Origin of the sequence: Chitinophaga sp. CB10, assembly GCA_001870995.2 — a bacterium.
Lineage (GTDB): Bacteria > Bacteroidota > Bacteroidia > Chitinophagales > Chitinophagaceae > Chitinophaga.
In genome coordinates, this window is sequence record MLAV02000001.1 from 535,235 (window position 1) to 556,487 (window position 21,253).

Genomic DNA, 21,253 nt, shown 5'->3' on the forward strand with positions numbered 1-21,253 from the left:
TTTGCGGTCTTTTTAAGACCAATTCATCAGCAAATGCGTGGTTATTTAACATTGCTGCTGGCCTGCACGGCAGGCAGCGTGGCAGCCCAGCAGCAGCCGGATACCAGCCGGCTGCGCAACCTCGGAGAAGTGATTGTCCAGGAAAACCGGTTGTCGGCCCCCCTGAAGGAATCCAACAGGAATATTACCATTATCAGCCGCCGGCAGATCGAATCCATGGCGGCTGTATCCATAAACGAAGTGCTGGCCTACGTGCCCGGACTGGATGTGCGGCAGCGCGGCCCGGAAGGGGTACAGACGGACATCGGTATCGACGGTGGTACTTTCGACCAGACGCTCGTGCTGGTAAACGGGATCAAAATCACCGATCCCCAAACAGGGCATAACATCATGAACCTGCCCATCTCCCTCAACGATGTAGATCATATCGAAGTGCTGAGAGGCGCCGCCGCCCGCGTGTACGGTATCAATGCCCTCAACGGCGCTATCAACATTATCACCCGCAAAGCCGCCGAAAGCGGGGCGGAAGTCTATGGCAGCCTGGGTTCCAGCCTGCGCCGCAACGAGGCGGATAAACTCTATAACAGCTACAATGCCGGCGCTACCGGCGCAGTGGTAACGGCTAAGAGCAACCAGTCCCTCTCCGCCAGCATGAATGCCGGGAACGGTTTCCGTTACAACACCGGCTACCAGACGGGTAAGGCGCTGTACCAGGGCGGCTTCCGGATGAATGAGCAAAACAGCGTACAGGTGCTGGCCGGGTATGTGGACAATCAATATGGCGCAAACGGTTATTATGCCGCCCCCGGCGATATTGAAGCCAAAGAGTATGTGAAAACCGCACTGGCGGCCGTTAGCAGCTCCCATCAGGTAAAACAGAACTGGCTCCTGACCCCGCGTGTAAGCTACCGCTTTGCGGAAGATGATTACCGTTACATCAAACAAACCATTGCCAAAGCCCGCAACCTGCACAACACCCACATCGTGGATGCGGAGCTGAATAATACCTTCACCACGAAGATCGGTTACTTCGGCGCAGGCGTGGAAGCCCGTTACGAGCATATTGTAAGCTCCAACCTGGGCAACCATGAGCGTACCAACCTGGGCGCATTTGCGGAGTATAAAACCCGCGGCGTCAAGCGCTTTAACTTCTCCGTAGGGGGTTACCTGAATTATAATACGATGTACGGCTGGCAGTTCTTCCCCGGTGCGGATGCCGGGTTCGACATCACGCCGGACCTGAAGCTGTACGCCAACGCGGGTACGGCGCAACGTTTGCCGACCTACACGGACCTCTACTATAAAAGCGCCACCATCCTCGGGAACGACAAGCTGGGGCCGGAGAAGGCCGTCTTTACAGAGCTGGGCCTGCGCAAATATGCCGGCAAGTTCAACTTTACCGCCAGCGCCTTCTACCGCCAGATATCCGATTTCATCGATTACGTGAAGGACAGCATTCCCCAGCCATGGCAGCCGCAGAACTTCCAGCGTGCCGATACGAAAGGGCTCACTGCCAGCGCCGGTTACAATACTTCCTTCGGGGATAATGCCGCGTTTAACAGCCTGGGCCTGCATGTGGGGTACAACTACCTCTCCCCGGATTTTAAGGGGGATGATACCCACAACAAAATTTCCCGGTACGTGATTGAAAGCCTGCGTCACCAGTTCATTGCAGGCGTGCGTACGGAAATCATGCAGCATTTCAGTATTTCGGCCAATACCCGCTACTGCAAGCGTATTAACTATAAGGATTACACCCTGCTGGATGCCCGGATCACCTGGCATCAGCCTAAATACAGGATTTATGTGGATGCCACCAACCTCCTGGACGTCACCTACATCGAGGCGGGCGCCGTACCGATGCCAGGCCGCTGGATGACGGTGGGAGCCGCAGTGAAATTATAATTCCGCTAATATCATTTTTTTCGGGGAGCAGCCCGGGGCCCGCGGTCCTGCGCTGCTCCCCGTTTTTAGGCCCGGGCAATAGAGGGAATCGCCGGTTCCTGCGTCTTGAGCATATAAAGTGATTGTATCTTGAGAGTAGAACTGACGAGGGGTCGTCGCCCTAGACCTGTACTGTTAAGTCCAACTGAAAAAAGCCGTAGAAATACCCGCCTGATAGCCGGGTTGTATGCGTTGGGAACACTGATATTGTTCATTCAGGCGGTACTCACAGAGCGGTTCAACAACTTTTACATTTTCAGGAGTTCCTGGGGCCACCTGGTTCACGGTATGCCGTTATACCAGCTGTACCCGGCGGAGCATGGGGACTTGTTCCTGTACCATCCGAGCTTCCCGGTATTATTTTTCCCGTTTGCGGTATTGCCGGTACATTTTAGCCTGCTGCTGTGGATGATGCTCAACACCTTTGCCGTGTTTTATGCGGTGAGGCAGCTGCCGGCCACGGTGAAGCAACAGCACGCCATCCTGCTGCTGATCATGCTGGAATTGCTGAACGCGATACAGTCCTCCCAGGTGAATCCCGCCATGACGGCCATGATGCTGCTCACGCTCATCCACCTGCAAAAAGGGAAGGTGCGCACGGCGGCGCTGTTTACCTGCCTGCTCTTCTTTATCAAGGGTTATGGCGCGATTGTAGGGATCATGTTCCTGTTTGTCGATCGGAAGCTGGAATATCTGAAGTATTGTATCATCTTTGGGTTGGCGGGCACCCTGCTGCCATTGCTGTTCATTAGTCCGGCTACCTTATGGCAGCATTACCTGGACTGGTTTGCGCTCATTACCGACCCCGTTATCCGGGAGGATTGCTCGCTGTTTGGTATGTTGCATGCTTTTGCGCACGACTTTTCGCGGATCCCCACCCGGGCGGACTCCTGGATATTCCTGGCAGCCCTGGGCGGACTGATTACGGCGGCCACCTGTACCGCCATCGCGCGTACGGAGCGGAGCAGGTACCTGCTGTTGGGATACCTGATGATTTGGGTGGTGATCTTTAACCAGGCGGCGGAATCGCCCACTTACGTGATTGCAGTTACCGGGGCAGTGACCGTATTAACATTGTATTCACACAAAAGTGTAAAAATGGTATTGCTTGTTTTAATGATATTTGTAACTTCGCTCTGTCCAACTGATCTGGTTCCTAAGTTCTTAAACGATTTAGCAGTCACTTATCAGCTTAAAGCCCTACCCTTAACAATTGTACTACTATATATACAGTTAACGCTCTTTTTTCAAAGCGGCGAGGTCAAGATTGACTAACTTGATACTTGCAAAACAAAAGCGGGCGTCGGTTTTATCCGGCGCCCCTTTGTTTTTAACGTTGATGTGTAATGATGTCCGCTGTAATACCGCCGGATATATTATGAATAAAAATCGTATATATTTTTCCCGCTTCCAGGTTGATATTGGTTAATTTGTCCTGGTCCAGCGGCAGGGGCTTCTGGCTGTTCCGGTCGGTGATTACCACAGATGCGGTGCCTGCCGCCACTTCCACAAATGGCCCAAGCGTATAGGCGCTACCGTTAATGTCGCCGTTTCCTGCACTTCCATATCCTACGTTATTAAATAGTTCTGCCGTTCCGGTTTTTAGGGAGAGATTTACCTGCACGGCGGATGTGGCCGCGGCCAGGTGAACAAAACGTACCTTCGCTTTACCGGCGGAGGGAGTACTCAAGTCGTCATAGAATAAGATCAAAGTATCCTTCGTTGGGTCAGATTTCTGCGGGGCCGCAAACACCGTATGGTAGAAAGTGGCAATAGGGCCGTTGGGGCCGCCGGTAGCCGTATAGGCAGCACTGTTCCCGAATTGCCGGGATACCTTGTAAGCGCTGCCGCTGCCTTCCGTCACGTTGATCTGCACATTCCCGAAAGTGGTAGGCAGGTATGGACTGGCCTGACCACTGCCCAGCAAGGTAGTGGTAACCTGCGTGGTGAACGTCCAGAAATGAATGCCGGCGCTGCTGTTGCGGGCATTTACAAAACTGATGTAGGCGTTGAGCGGAGGCCGTTCCCCGGCGTTTACATCCAGGTAGTCTGTTTTTTTGCAGGCGCTGAAAAGCCCTGCGAATGCGAATAAAAGTAGAAGTTGATATATTTTCATGACCATCATGTTTAGAGTTTAGTCGCGAAGGCTGCATGAAGGCAGCTGCATATCGGGCTGAATTCCCGCGCTGGCACGTTTACAATTTAGCCGCCAGCTTCGAATCAGGCTGAATTCCCGCGCCGCACATTTACAATTTGGCCGCCAGCCGCACAAACGGCTGAATCCCCGCGCTGCCATTCTGTATCCCTACCACCGTCGGGTTCCGCAGCCCGGAAATAGCCGGGTCTGTATAATCGCCTAATTCATTAAAGACATTATTCACGCCCGCCGTCACCTGGAAGGCCTTGCTGATGCGGTATCCTACGGCAATATCCGTTACCCATACAGGCTTCAGCTCCTGTAAAAAATAATCCGGGCGGGGGAAGTTGGCATTCAGCGCGCTGGCTGTAGTAACAGAACCAAAGTACACCGTGCGTAACAGTACGTTGAAATGCCGGATGGAATAATTGGCCTGCAGCGTGACTTTCTGTTGGGGAATATTCGTGGTCACACGCGCCTGCTCCGCCTGGCTGAATATCACATTACGATAGGCTTCCAGCCCTTTGGGCGTATTCACCTGCGTTACCTCGTTCTTCGAAAAATTGCCCCCGGCCAGGATTTGCAGGCTTCCCCGCGCTACCGGCAACCGGTAGCTGGCCGTCACTTCCAGGCCTTTGGTACGGGTGCTGAAAGCGTTGTAGAAGAATTTCGCCTGGGTAGTACCGGTAGCCAGCAACAAGCTCCGTACCTCCGCCGGCAGGTTTACGTCCGTAGCGCTGAAGTTACCGGTATTGCCTACACGATTTTTAATATCGATCAGGTAGCCGTCGACCGTCAGTTCCACATTAGCAACCGGCTGGGAGGTGATGCCGGCCGTGTAACCGGTGGATTTTTCAGGGCTTAGCAAGGGGATGCCTAACGCCCGCGCTGCCGCGCTTTTGTTGGACGCCGTCACCTGGTCTACCGCGCGGCCCTGCTGAAAGCTGGTACTGGTTTCCGTATAATAAAACTGCGCGAGGTCCGGCGCGCGGAAGCCGCTGTTGGCGGCCCCGCGGACGCTGAGCCAGGGCGCAAAGCTATAGCGGGTGGCCACCTTGCCGGTAGTCACGTTACCGAAATCAGAAAAGTTTTCCGCCCGCAGCGCCGCGGAAACCAGCCAGTTCTCCGTGATATTCGCTTCCACATCCAAATAGGCAGCAGCGATAGCCCTGCTCACATTGACCTCATTGCCCGGCCGGAAACCGGCATGTATCTGCGAACCGGGGCTAAGGCCATTCACGGCAATCAACCCTGCATCCGCGAGGTAAGGCACGCCGTTCACACTCGTATCTATCCGGTAAATCTGCCGCAGGTCCCCCTTGATGTAGGACGCTTCTTCGCCGGCAATGATCTGGTAGGTCTCCGTCCGGTATTGCGCGCCAAAGGCCAGGTTGATGCCATGCAGCGGCCCGGCAAAGTAACGGCTGATGTCCAGGCTGGCGGTGTTTTGCGAAGCGTTGTATTTACCGGCGTCGAAGGTAGTCGGACTCTTTACGCCCAGGCTTGCGTTCAGCGAATTGCTGATCACATTGCTGAAATCATTGCGCCCATAGACGTTCGATAAATCTATTTTCCATTCGCCCGCTTTGCCTTTGACGCCCACCGCTACCGATTTGTCCGTAATGCCGTTATCCATGGCAGGCAGGAAGCCATCGGGGTAAAGGGTGGTGTTGTTGCGCTCCGTCCACCCCGGCAGCCGGTACACGGCGGTAAACTGGGAGTTGCGGTGGCTGATGCCGCCAAACGTATATACTTCAAAGTTATCCTTCAGCGGGATGGCTGCATTGAAAAACAACAGGGCGTCTTTCGCTTTGTTGGAGCCGCCGCCGCGCTGGTCAAAATAGTGCCGGTCTATACCGCGACTCTTCAATATCGCTTCGTCAATCTCCCTGGTGTAGATGTTATCATATCCGCGGGTATTGGCGCCGCCGCCGTAGATAGGGCCGTTGTAAAGGCCGGCGTCATCCCGGCCGGGAGGCAGGGAGATGGCCTGCGTGGCAAATTCCGCGGTGAGGTTCAGGTAGCCGCCCTGTTGGCCCAGCTTAGCGCCGTAGTTGATGTTGGTACGGGTGCTGAGCCCGTCGCCCCGGCGGCGCACACTCCCCGTGCTGCTTACGAGAATATTATCCGTTTGCTTTTTCAGCACAATGTTGATCACCCCGGCGATGGCATCGGAGCCATATTGCGCGGCAGCGCCGTCCCGCAGGATTTCCACCCGCTCAATAGCCGCGGTGGGTATGGCGTTCAGGTCGTACCCGGTAGCGCCGTTGGCCAGTCCGCCCCAGTTGATATTGGAGCTTTTATGCCGGCGCTTGCCGTTTACCAGCACCAGCAGCTGATCGGCGCCTAAGCCCTTCAGCTGCGCCAGGTTGAGCGCGGAGCCGGCATCCCCGGCGTTGCTTCCATTTACAGAATGAAAAGAAGGGGAAACATATTGCAGCAATTGCGTGATGCTCGTCTGCGGCGCCTGCTCCTGCAGCGTGCGGATGTCTATCACATCCACCGGTACGGGAGAGTTGATTTTGGTACGGTTGGCGCTGCGCGAGCCAACGATCTGTACTTCGCCCAGCTGGCGGGTAGTATCAGGGAACTGCGGCAATCGGTCCTGGGCATACACGATGCCCGGCGCGATGAGCAGGGGAGTAAATACGGGTAGTAATTTCTTCATGCCATTGGTTTTTTAATGGAGTTTAAAGCGGTCGTCAGTCAGCGAAAAGAGGAAGGCCTCCAGGTCGTCCAGCTCGCCGGGCGTCAGCTGCAAAGGCTTGTTCAGCGAGAGGTCGCGCCTGATGCTGTTGCGCAGGAATGAATCTGGTTGATTATAATAGTGTAACACGTCTTTCAGCGTTTTAAACATACCGTTATGCATATACGGAGCAGTTACTGCCACGTTACGCAGACTCGGAACCTTAAACAGTCCCAGGTGCGCGCTGTCATGCGTGACTTCATATCTCCCCGCATCCAATAAGGTAGTACCGTTGAACAGGCCGATGTTTTTAAACCGGTCGGCCGTAAAATCTTCCCCGGAGTGGCAGTTGTTGCAGTTGGCCTTTCCGATGAACAACAGGCGGCCCCGTTTGGCGGCAGGGGAGAGCGCGGCATCGTCGCCGTTGATATAGCGGTCGTACGGACTGTTCGCCGTTTCCAGCGTACGCTCAAAAGCGGCAATGGCCTGCAGGATGTTACGCTCGTTGGCCGTATCGTTGAATACCTGCCGGAACAGCAGGCGATAGCTTTCTGATTGGTTGAGCCGCTGCACGGCTTCGGCGATGGGCAGGCCCATTTCGTCCGGGGAGATGATGGGTTGCAGCGCCTGCTCCTCCAGGGTGGCGGCGCGGCCATCCCAGAAAAAGTTAGGACGTCCGGAAACGTTGGTAATACCCGGCGTGTTTCTTCGTGTAGGCGTTCCATTTATACCTCTGCTGAAGGCCACCGTATCCGCAAAGCCAAACTGCGGCAGGTGGCAGGAGGCGCAGGCAATCGTCCGGTCGCGGGAGAGCAGCTTGTCGAAAAACAGCTTTTCCCCCAGCGCCGCCCTGGTAGGCGGGCCGTCCGTCTTCACCCGGAAGCCTTCCGCAACAAAGTACAGGCATAGCAATGCCATAAAAATGAAAATCATTTTTCTCTGGTTCATACCGGCAATAAAAATTTAGAGCGCTGTAAGCGGCGGGCTGTAAATGGAGAGGTGGTGGGAACCTTTGTTCTGTTGCAGGAGAGGAGCCGGCAGCTGCCGGCTCCTGGTATGGTTAGGCGAAAGCCTTAAGTTTATTTTGTGTTGGCTACCAGTTCTACGGAGAGGTTGAAATCATCGTAGATCGCTTTGTCCCCAATGCCTTCAAAGAAGGATTTAGAACCGTACTTAATGTTGTACTTCGTACGGTCTACCGTAATATCCGCCTTGGCAGTCAGCTTGTTGCCGGCAACCGCCACAGTGGCCGGGAAGGTGATCGGGTTGGTAATGCCTTTGATGGTGAGGTTGCCCGTTACATCATAAGCGCCGTTACCTTTCGATTTGATGCTGGTGATCACGAAATCCGCCTTGGGATATTTTTCCACCCCGAAGAAGTCATCCGCTTTCAGATGGCCTACCAGCTTGGCGTTGCCACCGGCGTCCTTGATATCGGTTACAGCAATGCTGCGGGTATCCAGTGAAAAGTTGCCGCCTTTCAAAGCGTTGTTTTCTATCACAAGCGCGCCGGAAGCGATGTTGATGGTGCCGGTGTGCTCTCCTGTAACTTTTTTACCGGTCCAAACCAGTTTACTCTGTGCGGCATCCACGGTGTAGGTAGCTGCTTTCAGTACTTTCGCAGTAGTTGCCACAGCTTTCTTATCACCGTTTTTTGCAGGGCTCGCGAAAGACATCAGCACGATAGAACCGCCGATAAATAATAATGATGCTAATTTTTGCATGTTTATGTTGGTTGTTAAGTTCTTATTTTTCTGCGATCAGCGCGTCCAAATCGGCATTCCATTTGGCGACATAATCTTTGTAATACTGCCCGGTTACTTCCCCGGTATAACCCGTATGTATCTGGCGTACCACGCCTTTCCTGTCTATCAGGATCGTTGTGGGAAATGCCATCATACGGTTGAGCGCCGGAAGTTTTTCTGACGCCACTTTCTTATCAGCAATGCCACCAAAAAGAATATCATATTGAATATTGTATTTCTCTTTTAATTTACCCAGCGTGTAGCGGGCATATTCCAGGTCGTCTTTTTGTTCAAAACCAATTGCAATGGCTTCTACGCCGCGGTCCTTGTTCTTATTGAACCAGGGCGAAAGGAAGGAGGTTTGGTCAGTACAGTTCGGACACCAGGTGCCGATGATTTCTACAATAACAACTTTGCCTTTGTATTTTTCATCGCTGAGAGAAACATTATTCCCGTTAAGGTCTGGCAAGGTAAAGTCCAGCTTCGAATAGCCTTCCTTCAGGTAAGTTAGCTTATAGGGATCCGGTAACTCAGCTGCAGGATTTTTTTCGCCGTCAAATTTAATGTTGTTATAGATGCCCAGCGATAGCTCCCCTGTCAACGTTTTGTCATCATTCACTTTTCCCTTGATGTAAATAGGGCTGGGGCCAGTAAAGCCGGAGAGCTCGAACTCATCGCCATGGATGGTGCCTTCCAGCTCGCGGCTATCGCCCACTACGGACATAATTACGCCGGTCAGTTTGTTGCCGTCCTGTTTCAGTAAACCAATACGGTTCGGCGTAGGTTCCTTGGAATAAATTTTCAGTTCCCACTTGCCGTCGATGTTGAATTTGGGCGCTTCCTCTGTGCCGGCAGGCGCAAAGCGGTACGATTGCCCGTATTCCGCCGTGAAGGGAAGTGCGTTGCCCCGGAAGTTAGGCACCAGGCTGCGGTACTCACCCGTGATGCGGCCATCGGATTCAATTTTGGCTACCAGTGCAGCATCATAGGTGTTCATCTTGATGAAAAGGGAATCGTCCCCGATGCGCTGTACATGGAAGTCGTCGCGCCGGCTGCCGTTCAATAAAGTAAATACGGCATGCTCCGCATCTTTGCCGCTTAGCTGGAAGTTAAACGGCACCTGCGATTCGCTCAGTGTAAATACGCCGCGCCAGACGCCCTCCCTGATGAATGGTTTGGCAGGACTGGCCAGGCTGCTGCCCCAAAAGCCGGCGGCAAACAGGGTAGAAAGGAATACTTGCTTATACGATTTCATGGCTGATATAAGTTTAGGATGAAGAATGAAACGGTTACGGATACACGCTTTCAATCCCGGTGGGAAGAATTGAGGCACATGAAGATAATGGTGGTGGTTGGTGGTGGAGTAAATTACTGATCTAACATCGGGATGCCTGGTACAGCATATGAGTACGTTTGAAAAGATGAATGGTGGTTGATAGCAAAGATAGGAGGGCAAAAAACAATTTCCAAATAAAAGTCTATAAAATTTGTGGACTAATAATTAAAACCTTCGCTGTAAGGCTTTTACATTGGGTTTTTATTCCGCCGGGGTTGTCGTACCTTTGCGGTTTAAAACACCTGGTTTGAGTAAGACAGTCTATTTAATTACACCGCCGTTTACGCAGCTGAACACGCCATATCCGGCCACCGCCTACCTGAAAGGATTCCTGAACACCAAAGGCATCAGTTCTTTTCAGTCGGACCTGGGGATAGAGGTGACGCTGGCCTTATTTTCCAGGGCGGGGTTAACCCGTTTGTTTGCTCATATCGGCAACCAGGCTGCGGCAGTATCTGAAAATGCCGCGCGCATTATCGCTTTGCAGGAGGACTATATCAACACCATCGATGCAGTCATCTCCTTCCTGCAAGGCAAAAATCCCACCATCGCCCACCTGATCGTAAAGCGGGATTACCTCCCGGAAGCCAGCCGCTTTGCCCAGCTCGACGACCTTTCCTGGGCTTTTGGCTCCATGGGCAACCAGGACAAGGCCAAACACCTGGCCACGATGTACCTGGAGGACTTGTCGGACCTGATCATGGAATGCGTAGACAGCCACTTCGGCTTTAGCCGCTACGCGGAAAAGCTGAGCCGCTCCGCCAACAGTTTCGATGAACTGCACACCGCGTTGCAACAGCCCTATACTTATGTGGACGAAATCCTGGTGAACATCCTGCAGGAAAGAATGGCCTTCGTACAGCCGGCACTGGTATGCATTTCCGTACCCTTCCCCGGCAACCTGTACGCAGCGTTCCGTTGCGGGCAATGGATCAAACAACACTACCCGGGCGTGAAAATCGCTATGGGCGGCGGATTCCCGAATACGGAACTGCGCTCGCTCTCCGATGCGCGGGTGTTTGAATACATCGATTTTATTACGCTGGACGACGGGGAAGCCCCGGTGGAAAACCTTGTCAGATTTGTGCAGGGCGGGCTGGAGGAAGCCGGGTTGAAACGCACTTTCCTCCTCAAAGACGGCATAGTAACGTATATCAACAACGCTTCCTGCCAAGATTACAAGCAGAGCCAGGTGGGCACGCCGGATTATGGCGACTTCCTGCTGGTCGATTACATATCCGCCATAGAAGTCGTCAACCCCATGCACAGCCTTTGGAGCGACGGCCGCTGGAACAAGCTCACCATGGCCCATGGCTGCTATTGGGGTAAGTGTACCTTCTGCGATATTTCTCTCGATTATATCAAAATATATGAGCCCATCGCGGCATCCATGCTGTGCGACCGCATGGAAACCATCATGGCGCAAACCGGGCAGACGGGCTTCCACTTCGTGGACGAAGCCGCCCCGCCGGCCCTGATGCGGGCCCTGGCGCTGGAAATCATCAAGCGTAAGCTGAACGTCAGCTGGTGGACGAACATCCGCTTCGAAAAAAGCTTCACCCGCGATCTCTGCCTGCTCCTGAAAGCCTCCGGCTGTATTGCCGTGAGCGGTGGACTGGAAGTGGCGTCCGACAGGCTCCTGGGCCTGATACAAAAAGGCATCACCGTTGCGCAGGTAGCCCGGGTAAACAGGCATTTCACGGAGGCCGGCATTATGGTGCATGCTTACCTGATGTATGGCTTCCCCACGCAAACAGCGCAGGAAACCATCGACTCCCTGGAAATGGTGCGGCAGATGTTTGCCGCCGGCATTCTGCAGTCGGCCTACTGGCACCAGTTTACCATGACGGCCCATAGCCCCGTAGGCATGGACCCCGCCAAATTCAAAGTACAAAAGGAAACCGAAGCCATCGGCCAGTTCGCCAATAACGATATTATGCACCTGGACCCTACCGGTGCGGACCACGAGAGCTTCAGCTACGGGCTGAAGAAGTCCCTGCTCAACTTCATGCACGGCGCCTGCCTGGATTACCCGCTGCACAAGTGGTTTGATTTCAAGGTGCCGAAAACCACGATGCCGCCTGATTTCATCACCCGCGCGCTCTTCGAGGAAGAAGCGGGCACGGTGAAGCCTACTTCGAAAGTAGTGTTCTTGGGCAAGCAGCCTTCGTTTGAAGTAGTCACCAAATCCAAAAAGGGCAGCACCTGGGAAATGGCTTCCCTCACGTTCCAGGGCAAGCGGGAACCGTTTAACATCAAGGTAGACCCGCCGCAGGGCGCCTGGCTCGCAGGCATCCTGAAGGAGCTGGATATTAAGCAAACGAAAACTTATACCTTGCAGGAAGTGAAGGAAAGTTATGAGGCGGCAGGGCTGGAAGATTTTGAACTCTTCTGGGATAACAAGCCGGTGAATACCCTGCACAAAGTAGGATTGCTCAAATTATAAGTTGGCGGCCGCCGGATGTACTGCCCCAAACCTGGATTCGGAGTAGCGCAAACCGCGGCCCGTTCTTTTATTTCTTCACGTATTTCCAATTGCGGATCTTTCCTTCCGCCATCCACTCAACCGCTGTGGCGATGCGGGTTTGCCGGGTGGCATCCGTTTTCGCTTCTTCAATCCAGCTGACGTATTCCTTTTTGTTGGAGTAGCTGAATGCTTCATATGTTTTGAGCGCGGCTTTATTTTTTTTCAGCGCGGCCATCAGGTCGTCCGGCGCGGTGATTTCCTTCTTTTCCTTGCTGACGGGCTTCTTCGGTACTTTCACACCTTCGTCAATGAGTTTGGCGGCCTGCTTCAGGTACTTCTTCAGGATCTTGTCTGAAGGGAGGTCTTTTAGTGTCTCCAATTTGCCGAGGTGGCCCATGCCGGATTCCCCTACTTCGGACAGGATGTTGTCCGGATCCTCCATGATGCTGGCTTTCCACAGCACCACCGCGCAATGTTTTTTGAAAGCGGCCATGCTGAAGAGGATGGCGCCATGGTATTCAAAATGCGGGAAACCCCATTTGATGGTTTCGGTAATTTCGGGGAATTCGTCGTGTACCAGCTCGCGCAGGTGCGTGAGTATTGGTATGGCAAAATCTGCCGCTTTCTCCAGGTAGGCGTCTATCCTCGGATCAGTTTTTTTTCCTGTTTTTGAGGAAGAGCGGGAAGTTGTAGTCTTCATAAAACTTAATATGGTCACCAGTCAGGTCGATGATCGGTCCTTTATCGTTCTTAGGCCGGGGATAGAGCTGCACGTCGTTCATGTTACTCAGCACTTTCCAGCCGTCCTTCGTTTCCTGCACGTTGATCAGGTGCATGGTCTTGAATTTCGGGTTGTAATATGTTCTAATTTCTGTTATTTCCCAAACATTCATCGGGCATTCCCGGCGATAGAGGAATGCGCGTTTCGCATCGTAGAACGACGTCGTTTCCGGGAGGGTGTTGAATTTAATGAAGACCTCTTCCAGCCGCTGTTCCAGCGCTTCCACCATTTCTTCCGTGATCGGCCTGGGCACGCTGGGGTGAGTGCTGGTGCCAAGCAGGTAGAGCGCCTCCCGGTAGAAGTCTTTACAGTAGCGGATTTTATCGGTGTCCCTTTCATCGATGGCGTCGCCGAGCAGGAGCAGCGCGCCTTCCGGCGTACTGAGGTCGTGTTTGAAATGGTCATGGCCATCGTCCACTTCGTAGGGGAGATGGTCGTACACCGTGCGGCGGTCCCACCGTTCCAGGTTCTTGATGCCGATGCGTATGGAATAGCCGCCGAGCAAAAAGTCGTCCTCCACCATCATCCAATCAATAATGGCCGTTTCCGGGACGGTCACCTTTGTGCCGGGGCGGGAGCGTTTCAAATTTGTTTTATTGCCGATAATGCCGGTCACCTCTCCGTTCTTGATTTGAGGGGACGTCAGCCAGGGCTCTGCGGTAATATTGCCTTTGGTGATACGTACCCGTAAGGCAAAGCTGTGTTGTTGTTCCCGCGGGGTTTGCAGGGCGGATTTAAAATAATGGATGGTGTTCATGGCTTTATAGGCCAGCTCCTCATAATTTTCAGGGGTGAGGGGCGGGGTAGGCAATCCGTCAGTGATCTCATGCCAGGGCTGTTCGATAGGGTTCACCGGCCGGCTGAGGAAAAACTGCACAAATTCCCGGTAATAGCTCCGGATGCTGCGCCTGATTGGGGAAAATAACGCCATTATATTAACGATTTACAGATGTTGTAATTAATAAATGTGATCGATGTGGGGTAATAGCAATAATATATACGACAAGGACCGTTGCATGGACTTCCGGTCAGGGAATAAAAATACGTAAATCTTTTTTACCGGTAAATGTGATGGTTTGACCGGCAGGTTGCCCGGCATTCGCCTTTTTGGATATAGAAAGTACGCGCCCGGTGCCTACATTTGTAACGCAATCAAAACAATTACCCTACAATGATTACAACTGAAGCGTCATTGATCCTGGATGTAAATCAGATCAGCGTTTATTACGGGCAGTTTGCAGCGGTGAAGGAAGTATCCTTCAGCGTAAAGCCCGGGGAAATATTCGGTTTGCTGGGCCCCAACGGCGCCGGCAAAACCAGTACGCTCAGCGCCATAGAAGGGCTGCTGCAGCCCAATGCCGGCACGATCACCGTAGCGGGTTACGATGTGGTCAAACAGCCGTTACAGGCAAAAGCCAATATGGGCGTTCAGTTACAGTCCACCAGCTACCAACCGGAGCTAACGATCACGGATATACTACGCCTCTTCGCAGGCATTTACGGCGTGAAATTATCCGCTGCCGATATCGCCCAAAAACTGGAAGAAATACAACTGCAGGATGCTGCCGGTAAAAAGTTTGGGCAGTTATCCGGCGGGCAGCAGCAAAGAATTTCCCTGCTGATTTCCACCATCCATAATCCCGTGCTGGTATTGCTGGACGAGCCTACCACCGGCCTGGATCCGCAATCCCGCCGGCAGCTCTGGGAGCGCATTGAAGCGATCCGGGAGCAGGGGCATGGCGTACTGCTGACCACACACTCCATGGAAGAGGCGGAAGCAGTGTGCGACCGCATTGCCATCATCGACCATGGCCGCATTATCGCGATCGATACGCCGGAAAGGTTGATAGACCTGCACCGCCACCATCCGGAAGTGATCCGGGCCTCGCGCAAAGGGAAAATTACGCTGGAAGATGTGTTCATTGGTTTAACCGGACGTGCTGTACGTTCATAACTCAATATAAATGGCTATCCAAATACCTGCAACCAAAGAAGTATTAGCAGCCCTGATGCGGGCGGATTTTACCACCGTGTGGCGCAACCGCCGTTCGCTGCGGCTTGTGCTGGCCGTGCCTTTGATCATCCTCATCTCCTGGAAGGGACTGGTGAATCACCTGGGCGCATTTGTGGTGTTGTCTTCCGTGCTGACCATCGGTTTAACCAGCATCGGGTTAATGGGGTACACGAATTCCATCGCCCGGGACCGCGACAAAGGCGTGTTCCAGCGCCTGCGCGTAGCGCCCGTATCCTCCTGGACGATTATGTTTTCCCGTATATCCGTACAGGTTACCCTGATCGCCGTGATGACGCTGCTGGTGTTTACCGTGGGTTTTGCCGTGGATGGAATCCGTATTTCCGCACTGGGATATTTAACAGGATTTTTAATGACACTGCAGGCGGGTTGCCTTTACCTCGGTTTGGGGCAGCTGATCACCGGGCTGATAAAAAACCCTGAAACCGTGAACAGCACTACGCGCCTGGTGTATTTCGCCTTCATCATGGTGGGGATGTTCGGGCAGTTTGGGGTGTTGGGCGATGTGGTCAAAAAAGTGGTGATCTGGTCGCCCTACGGCGTGGTGCAGAAAGCGCTGGCAGGAAGTTTGCAACCCTTATCCTGGACCATGGATCATACGCTTGCCCTTGCAGGCACGCTCGCCTATACGTTGATTTTCGTGGCGCTGGGCGTGAAGTATTTCAAGTGGGACAGTAAATAGAAAATACGCTTTATTCATAATGGTAGTCCGCAGGGGTTTGATCTTCCTGCGGACTTTTTTTATTTTCCGGGGAGTAATTTTTTTTATTTTTTGGGGGAAGAACTAATCCTTCCTGTTGTTAATGAACTCCCATTCGAGCAAATGCGCATTGCGGTGTTCCATGGCAACGATGGCATCAAAACGCGGTAGCATCGCCGGATGATTCGCCGCAACATCGTGTTGCTCGCCGGGGTCCGTTGCGAGGTTGTACAGTTGCCACGGTGCGTTCCTGTCTTTTTTCATCCCTGTCTTTATCGCTTTCCAGTCGCCCGTTCTGATGGCCACGGCCCCGCCTTTTTCCGGGTATTCGAAGTACAGGTATTCCCGTTGCTGCATGGCCTTAGGGTTGCCGGTGAGGGCAGGCAGCAGGCTGATGCCGTCGTTGGCAGGCGCTTTAACGCCGGCGATGGCGGCAAAGGTGGCCATGATATCGTATTGTGCGGACAGTACATCGGAGGTGGTGTTCGCAGGGATCCTGCCCGGCCACCTGGCAATCAGCGGTTCGCGGATGCCGCCTTCGTAGAGGTCCATTTTCAGGCCGCGCAGGTTGCCTACGCTGTTGAAGAAGGCCGGATCTACACCGCCGTTGAAGGTAGTGCCGTTATCGCTGGAAAACAGGATGATGGTGTTATCGTCCAGGCCGAGTTTTTTCACCAGGTCCATCACGATGCCAACCTGCGTATCCAGGTAGGTGATCATGGCGGCGTAGGTGGATTTCGGGTACTTCACCGGGTTGTAGCCCTGCTGGCCCAGGTAGGGCTGTTCATCGAACTGGCCGATGTAATTACGTACGGCCGAATCCGGCGCCTGCAGCGATACATGCGGGATCGTGTAGGGGAGGTAGAGGAAGAAGGGCTGGTTGCGGTGGGAGGTAATGAACTGCGCCGCTTTTTTGGTAAGCTCGTCTACGGCGTAATCTTTCCCTTTGAAGAGGTTGAAGATGCTGTCCGTCGCCTGTTCCGGCTTAATCTGTTTGTGTACGAATACGTAATCATTGTTCAGCTTATCAGCCTTACCATTCTCCCAGAGGTGCGTCGGGTAATAGTTATGCGCCTGCTTTTGATCGAGATAACCGTAGAAGTAATCGAATCCCTGTTTATTGGGATCGCCCGTCGTGTTTTGCATACCGAGGCCCCATTTGCCAATGGCGGCGGTTTTATAGCCGGCCTGTTGCAGCATATGCCCGATGGTGACAGTACCCTCCGGCAGCGGCATTTGTCCGCCTTCCTTTTCATCTTCAAAGCCGCCCATTTCATAATTCCCGCGGATATAGCTATGTCCGCCATGGCGGCCGGTGAGCAGCATACACCTGGCCGGCGCGCATACGGGTGTGGAAGTATAAAACTTGTTGAACCGCACGCCTTCGCGCGCCAGCTGGTCGAGCCGCGGTGTTTTGATCTTTTGCTGCCCGTAAGGCCCGGTTTCTACTATGCCCAGGTCGTCCGCATAGATGAAGATGATGTTTGGTTTCCGTTGCTTGCCTTGCTGGGCCTGCGTTTGAGTGCCGGCAGCAAGGGTTAGCAGCAACAGGATGCTGTTTTTCATGTTCATGTTCCGTGGTGTTTGAACTGGGAAAATACATTGATTTGGAGATACCGGGGGAATTATTTTATGCAAGCGTTTGCGGAGAGGGATGGAGTTTTTTCTGCTTTCTATTTTTTGACTACGGGGGGCAGTAAGCCCGATTTATTGCTTTGTCTTTTCCTTATCGAGCCCCAATAGCTCAAAAAGCCGGTACAACTCAGCGATTCCTTTTTTAGGATTAAGAGGATCGTAATGGCCACGTTTCCGCGAAAATCTCAGGGCATCCAACAAATAGGGGCGTAGTCTTGCATAAATATCCGGGTTGCTGCGGATGAAATACTTTTCACTCTTAGTATAGTCTTTCAATGGGTGATGTTTTCTTAACGCGGCTATTACTGAAGCGCAATCCGGATAATATTTCCCAGTGTCTTCTACATGCAATAGAAACCAAAACTCCAGGGATGGTGTATTGACCAACACGTAGATTCGTTGTTGTAGAGATTTATTTCCTGAAATTTCAGATAAATAATTATTGAATGTGTTTTCCTGCTTTTCAGAAAGGACAACATCAAGGTCTACGATCCAAATAGAAACATCATAAACGAGAGCATTCTGTTTAACGGCTTCAAACTGCTCTTGGAGTGATTTTTTACTTGGCAGGTCAGGTTTTATTATTATTCCGGAAGGGTTTTCATAGCTCCTGAGCTTATCCAAATACCATTTTTCCGTTTCGCCATCTACTAAAATAGCATAAGTCTTTCGCCCAACGCCTTTTCTTTTGTTGCTACTTCTCGTCATGGGATAATTCGATGTAATAATCACTTAATGATGGCACTGCACCCAGTTTCCCGGATTTGTATGCATTGAAAACAGAAGAAGTATCTCTAATCACAGAACTGTCAAAGTCACTCAATGAATAAAGGTCTATACAGCCGTCTGGTTTCTTCTCAGTGAACCAAATGGCATCATCCCGAAGTATATCTCTTTCCATCAGCAGCTCGCGGTAATGAGTAGTTGCAATCAGCTGGGAGGAGCTGGAATTGACAAGGAACAGCAATAAGAAGTGTTTTACAAGGTCAGGATGTAAGGACGATTCCAATTCATCGATGAGGATAACTTTTGTCGTGGTTAGCATTTCATTTAAAATTCCGCTAAACTGAAAGTATCGCTTAGTACCCTGTGACTCTTCAGCATAAGGCAGGCCGTATTTTATATACTCATCTCCTTGTTGCACCGCATGTTCGAAGTGTATCTCGATTCCTTCAATCAGGTCAACTTCTTTGAGGTCAATACCTCTTCCTTTCTTTTTTTCATGTTCATTTATCAGAATTAAAATTTCTTTTAAGTCATTCCCTAATTTGGCCTCTTTCTTTTCAATAAAAATATCCGTGATGCCAAAATCAGCTTTTTTCATGAACAGAAGTACATTATCCTTGATAGTGGAGTTGGTATTCAAGCGTCTGCTGGTACTATCAAACAAATCTGTTTTTGGGGTGATAAGGTGATGCAGGACCTCGAGGAACCAGTCTGTAACTTCTTTGAGTGCTGTAAAATCAATATTCGTTTTCAGGAAACTGCTTAAAACCGTAGCATTCCAGAGTGTGTTGATGATCAGTATATCTTCTTCCGCTTTTTTTAGCTTTATCTTACTGCCAAATTTTATGTTGGTTAGTTGTTTTTCAGCATCCGTACTCCTTTCAAATACGAGTGCTTTTTTAGGCGTGTAATAGTATAACTTTTCTGAAATCACCTCCTGCTTGCTTATTTGTAGCTCGTACAGATACCTACGCCCGGCACAAACGAAATTTAACTCAAAAATGGTGGGCGCATTGCTGGAGGTCTTGTCGAAAAGAAATGGTTCGAACTCAAGAAGTTCCTGCTTTTGATTGCTAGGGGTAATGGCAAGCTGCCGCAAAAAGTTCAATGCTTGCAGGATGGTGGTTTTTCCGGAACCATTAGAGCCGTAAAGTATGCCTAGCTTGAGTAGCTTAATGCCCGGAGATGGCTCGGTTATATAGTATTTTTCCAGCCGGTCCGAATTTTCGGGTTCAAAACTAAGGGTTACTTTGTCCTTGAGGCATTTATAGTTTTGTATGGAAAAATTAATAATCATTTGTTTTTATACTCGTTTTATGTAACTGTCTTACAAAAATAACGAATAAAATGTAAAAATAGGCTATTTTACATGGACAATAGCAGCCTCTTCAATATAATTCCTCAGCACCCAATAATTTGAATCGATTATCCGGGATCATGTACAAACTCCATATCTTGCTGGTAGCAAATACCAATGGGGTTAACATAAACTAATTGTCGCTAAAGCCGGAGAGCCAACACAGCAGGAAGTCCTAATTCCTGCCCCGCTCCCCCGGATACAACTCCTTCACCACGTCCGTTTGCACCACCTCCTTCGTTACCACATCTATCGCGCTCAGCCTCCCGTAAAACACCGCTCCCGTATCAATGTTCCACATATTGCAGGCATGCATAGGCACGTCCGAATCATAGTTGAGGGTAGGGGTATGCCCAACGAAAATTTCCTTGAACAGCTGTAGCTTCTTGGGGAAGATGGCTTTATCCCGGCTGTCGGACGCGCGCGCCAGCTCCCACAGGGTGCGGTCCTTCGTGAGCACGCTCACATCGTCCTCATAGGCAGGCCCGTTGGCCGCGGTAAAGCCGCCGTGTACAAACAGCCGGTTGGAGGCGTCGGTATAGAAGTATTTCATGCTGCGGAAAAATTCCAGGTGGGTCAGCTTTTGCGCTGCCGTATAACCGGCATAGCTCCAGATGGTGGAATAGCCGTGCCCCGTTAGCCAGCGGGGATTCAGCGGGTGGCCCGTCAGCCAGGATTCGCAATGGGCGTCGTGATTGCCCTTTATAAAAATGCAGGTTAATTCCGTGGAAAGCCGGATCAGCAGGTCGATCACCTGCGCGGATTCCGACCAGCCGTCCACGTAGTCGCCTAAAAATATCAATTGATCCGATGCGTCCGGTTGTAGTTTTTCAAGGAGTTGAATGAGTGCCCTTAACCCGCCGTGAATATCTCCAATCGCAATAATCCTGTTCGCCATGACTATGTATTATGCTATTAATTTATGGAGATTTTACGACATGCGCCGGGCAAAAAAAGGGTTACCGGTGGCGGTAACCCTTACGCATATGCGAATTATTTTCTATTGTCGGGTCCATTCTTCATGGATGGGCGCGCCCTGCGAGCTTTTGCCGCTGTGGTCCCACTTGTTGCCGTTTACCGCGCCTTTGAATTGCAGGCTGGCGCCTACGCGGCTATGATCCCTGGAAAAGAAGGCTAACCGTTCCGTATATACGCCGTTTTCAAAGGTGTAGGTTCCGCCGCCGGTACCAAAGAACTGGCCGGTAGCGGTGTTGATGGCAACCCATTGAAACCTGCTGCCGGTAAGGATCTTGATGGTCTTCCGGTCGCCGGGCTGAATGGCGTTCATCGTACCGTTGGACTCCCGGCCGGAGATCTGCCAGAGGCCGGCCAGCTCGCCCTGGCCATAGTCGATGCGGGTCCAGGTGGTTTTGGTGTCGCCAATGCTGGTCACAAACTGATCGCCGTCGAACGTAACGCCGGCTTCAATACGCTTTCCAACCTGGGTACTGTCCGCCGTATTAAACTCGATGACCAGTTCCCCGGCGTCGTCCGCCTTGCCCTGCCAGGTGCCGCCAAAGGTGGATTTAAACCCCTGGGCATTGTAAGTGGTGATGGAAAAATAGGTGGGCGTCACCAGGAGGATGGTGGTATCGCCCCCGTTATAAGCGCCCCAGGCGCCGATTACAGGCGATTGCGCCTGTGCGGTAAAGAGCCCGGCTACAGTCAGGCATACCGAAAGGCATAAGTTAAACAGTGTTTTCATGT

17 protein-coding genes are annotated in these 21,253 nt (G+C 52.0%); 5 read left to right on the top strand and 12 right to left on the bottom strand.

Translation table 11 applies throughout. The features are described from left to right. Window positions 1-33 precede the first annotated feature (33 nt). Window positions 34-1,905, top strand: coding sequence for a TonB-dependent siderophore receptor (locus BOC67_RS02195; protein WP_291906737.1), 1,872 nt, complete (start codon window positions 34-36; stop codon window positions 1,903-1,905). A 129-nt stretch (window positions 1,906-2,034) separates the two neighbouring features. After that, window positions 2,035-3,219 (top strand): glycosyltransferase family 87 protein, encoded by a 1,185-nt coding sequence (locus BOC67_RS02200; RefSeq protein WP_291906738.1) that lies wholly within the window; start codon window positions 2,035-2,037, stop codon window positions 3,217-3,219. A 55-nt stretch (window positions 3,220-3,274) separates the two neighbouring features. On the opposite strand, the gene BOC67_RS02205 is transcribed toward BOC67_RS02200, so the two are convergent. From BOC67_RS02205 to BOC67_RS02225, 5 genes are all read right to left on the bottom strand, one after another. Then, window positions 3,275-4,060 (bottom strand): DUF4397 domain-containing protein, encoded by a 786-nt coding sequence (locus BOC67_RS02205; RefSeq protein ID WP_291906739.1) that lies wholly within the window; start codon window positions 4,058-4,060, stop codon window positions 3,275-3,277. Window positions 4,061-4,190: 130 nt separating this feature from the next. Next, the gene (locus BOC67_RS02210; RefSeq protein ID WP_291906740.1) at window positions 4,191-6,749 is read right to left on the bottom strand and encodes a TonB-dependent siderophore receptor; all 2,559 of its coding nucleotides are present in this window, start codon (window positions 6,747-6,749) and stop codon (window positions 4,191-4,193) included. Between the two features lie 12 nt (window positions 6,750-6,761). After that, a complete protein-coding gene (locus BOC67_RS02215; protein WP_291906742.1) occupies window positions 6,762-7,715 on the bottom strand; it encodes a cytochrome c peroxidase in 954 nt (317 codons plus the stop codon). A gap of 131 nt (window positions 7,716-7,846) precedes the next feature. After that, window positions 7,847-8,491, bottom strand: a complete 645-nt coding sequence (locus BOC67_RS02220) for a YceI family protein (RefSeq protein WP_291906744.1) — start codon at window positions 8,489-8,491, stop codon at window positions 7,847-7,849. 22 nt (window positions 8,492-8,513) lie between these two features. Continuing rightward, window positions 8,514-9,767, bottom strand: coding sequence for a peroxiredoxin (locus tag BOC67_RS02225; RefSeq protein ID WP_291906746.1), 1,254 nt, complete (start codon window positions 9,765-9,767; stop codon window positions 8,514-8,516). Between the two features lie 328 nt (window positions 9,768-10,095). On the opposite strand from BOC67_RS02225, the gene BOC67_RS02230 reads away from it, so the two are divergent. Then, window positions 10,096-12,294, top strand: coding sequence for a radical SAM protein (locus tag BOC67_RS02230; RefSeq protein WP_291906748.1), 2,199 nt, complete (start codon window positions 10,096-10,098; stop codon window positions 12,292-12,294). Window positions 12,295-12,361: 67 nt separating this feature from the next. Here BOC67_RS02230 and BOC67_RS02235 read toward each other — a convergent pair whose 3' ends face one another. Further along, the gene (locus BOC67_RS02235) at window positions 12,362-13,015 is read right to left on the bottom strand and encodes a YdeI family protein (protein ID WP_291906749.1); all 654 of its coding nucleotides are present in this window, start codon (window positions 13,013-13,015) and stop codon (window positions 12,362-12,364) included. Further along, complete coding sequence (locus tag BOC67_RS02240; protein WP_291906751.1) at window positions 12,966-14,027, bottom strand: DUF2314 domain-containing protein; 1,062 nt, start codon at window positions 14,025-14,027, stop codon at window positions 12,966-12,968. The genes BOC67_RS02235 and BOC67_RS02240 overlap by 50 nt, the downstream gene beginning before the upstream one ends. A 240-nt stretch (window positions 14,028-14,267) precedes the next feature. On the opposite strand from BOC67_RS02240, the gene BOC67_RS02245 reads away from it, so the two are divergent. Both BOC67_RS02245 and BOC67_RS02250 read left to right on the top strand, forming a co-directional pair. Beyond that, window positions 14,268-15,050 carry an ABC transporter ATP-binding protein gene (locus BOC67_RS02245; protein ID WP_291906752.1) on the top strand — a complete coding sequence of 261 codons (783 nt, stop codon included), beginning with the start codon at window positions 14,268-14,270 and terminating at the stop codon, window positions 15,048-15,050. 10 nt (window positions 15,051-15,060) lie between these two features. Beyond that, window positions 15,061-15,810 carry an ABC transporter permease gene (locus BOC67_RS02250; RefSeq protein WP_291906754.1) on the top strand — a complete coding sequence of 250 codons (750 nt, stop codon included), beginning with the start codon at window positions 15,061-15,063 and terminating at the stop codon, window positions 15,808-15,810. Between the two features lie 102 nt (window positions 15,811-15,912). On the opposite strand, the gene BOC67_RS02255 is transcribed toward BOC67_RS02250, so the two are convergent. From BOC67_RS02255 to BOC67_RS02275, 5 genes are all read right to left on the bottom strand, one after another. Then, window positions 15,913-17,400 (bottom strand): arylsulfatase, encoded by a 1,488-nt coding sequence (locus BOC67_RS02255; protein WP_291906756.1) that lies wholly within the window; start codon window positions 17,398-17,400, stop codon window positions 15,913-15,915. 135 nt (window positions 17,401-17,535) lie between these two features. After that, window positions 17,536-18,171: an RloB family protein gene (locus BOC67_RS02260; RefSeq protein ID WP_291906757.1), complete on the bottom strand. Its 636-nt coding sequence runs from the start codon at window positions 18,169-18,171 to the stop codon at window positions 17,536-17,538. Beyond that, window positions 18,158-19,486, bottom strand: coding sequence for an ATP/GTP-binding protein (locus BOC67_RS02265; RefSeq protein ID WP_291906759.1), 1,329 nt, complete (start codon window positions 19,484-19,486; stop codon window positions 18,158-18,160). The genes BOC67_RS02260 and BOC67_RS02265 overlap by 14 nt, the downstream gene beginning before the upstream one ends. A 235-nt stretch (window positions 19,487-19,721) precedes the next feature. After that, window positions 19,722-20,444 (bottom strand): metallophosphoesterase family protein, encoded by a 723-nt coding sequence (locus BOC67_RS02270; protein WP_291906760.1) that lies wholly within the window; start codon window positions 20,442-20,444, stop codon window positions 19,722-19,724. 102 nt (window positions 20,445-20,546) lie between these two features. Further along, window positions 20,547-21,251 (bottom strand): hypothetical protein, encoded by a 705-nt coding sequence (locus BOC67_RS02275; protein ID WP_291906761.1) that lies wholly within the window; start codon window positions 21,249-21,251, stop codon window positions 20,547-20,549. Window positions 21,252-21,253: the final 2 nt, after the last annotated feature.

Coding starts and splice junctions, on each gene's coding strand:
- BOC67_RS02235 (WP_291906749.1), bottom strand. CDS start 13,015: ATGAAGACTACAACTTCCCGCTCTTCCTCAAAAACAGGAAAAAAAACT.
- BOC67_RS02215 (WP_291906742.1), bottom strand. CDS start 7,715: ATGAACCAGAGAAAAATGATTTTCATTTTTATGGCATTGCTATGCCTG.
- BOC67_RS02225 (WP_291906746.1), bottom strand. CDS start 9,767: ATGAAATCGTATAAGCAAGTATTCCTTTCTACCCTGTTTGCCGCCGGC.
- BOC67_RS02210 (WP_291906740.1), bottom strand. CDS start 6,749: ATGAAGAAATTACTACCCGTATTTACTCCCCTGCTCATCGCGCCGGGC.
- BOC67_RS02250 (WP_291906754.1), top strand. CDS start 15,061: ATGGCTATCCAAATACCTGCAACCAAAGAAGTATTAGCAGCCCTGATG.
- BOC67_RS02220 (WP_291906744.1), bottom strand. CDS start 8,491: ATGCAAAAATTAGCATCATTATTATTTATCGGCGGTTCTATCGTGCTG.
- BOC67_RS02245 (WP_291906752.1), top strand. CDS start 14,268: ATGATTACAACTGAAGCGTCATTGATCCTGGATGTAAATCAGATCAGC.
- BOC67_RS02265 (WP_291906759.1), bottom strand. CDS start 19,486: ATGATTATTAATTTTTCCATACAAAACTATAAATGCCTCAAGGACAAA.
- BOC67_RS02275 (WP_291906761.1), bottom strand. CDS start 21,251: ATGAAAACACTGTTTAACTTATGCCTTTCGGTATGCCTGACTGTAGCC.
- BOC67_RS02205 (WP_291906739.1), bottom strand. CDS start 4,060: ATGAAAATATATCAACTTCTACTTTTATTCGCATTCGCAGGGCTTTTC.
- BOC67_RS02195 (WP_291906737.1), top strand. CDS start 34: ATGCGTGGTTATTTAACATTGCTGCTGGCCTGCACGGCAGGCAGCGTG.
- BOC67_RS02270 (WP_291906760.1), bottom strand. CDS start 20,444: ATGGCGAACAGGATTATTGCGATTGGAGATATTCACGGCGGGTTAAGG.
- BOC67_RS02260 (WP_291906757.1), bottom strand. CDS start 18,171: ATGACGAGAAGTAGCAACAAAAGAAAAGGCGTTGGGCGAAAGACTTAT.
- BOC67_RS02240 (WP_291906751.1), bottom strand. CDS start 14,027: ATGGCGTTATTTTCCCCAATCAGGCGCAGCATCCGGAGCTATTACCGG.
- BOC67_RS02255 (WP_291906756.1), bottom strand. CDS start 17,400: ATGAACATGAAAAACAGCATCCTGTTGCTGCTAACCCTTGCTGCCGGC.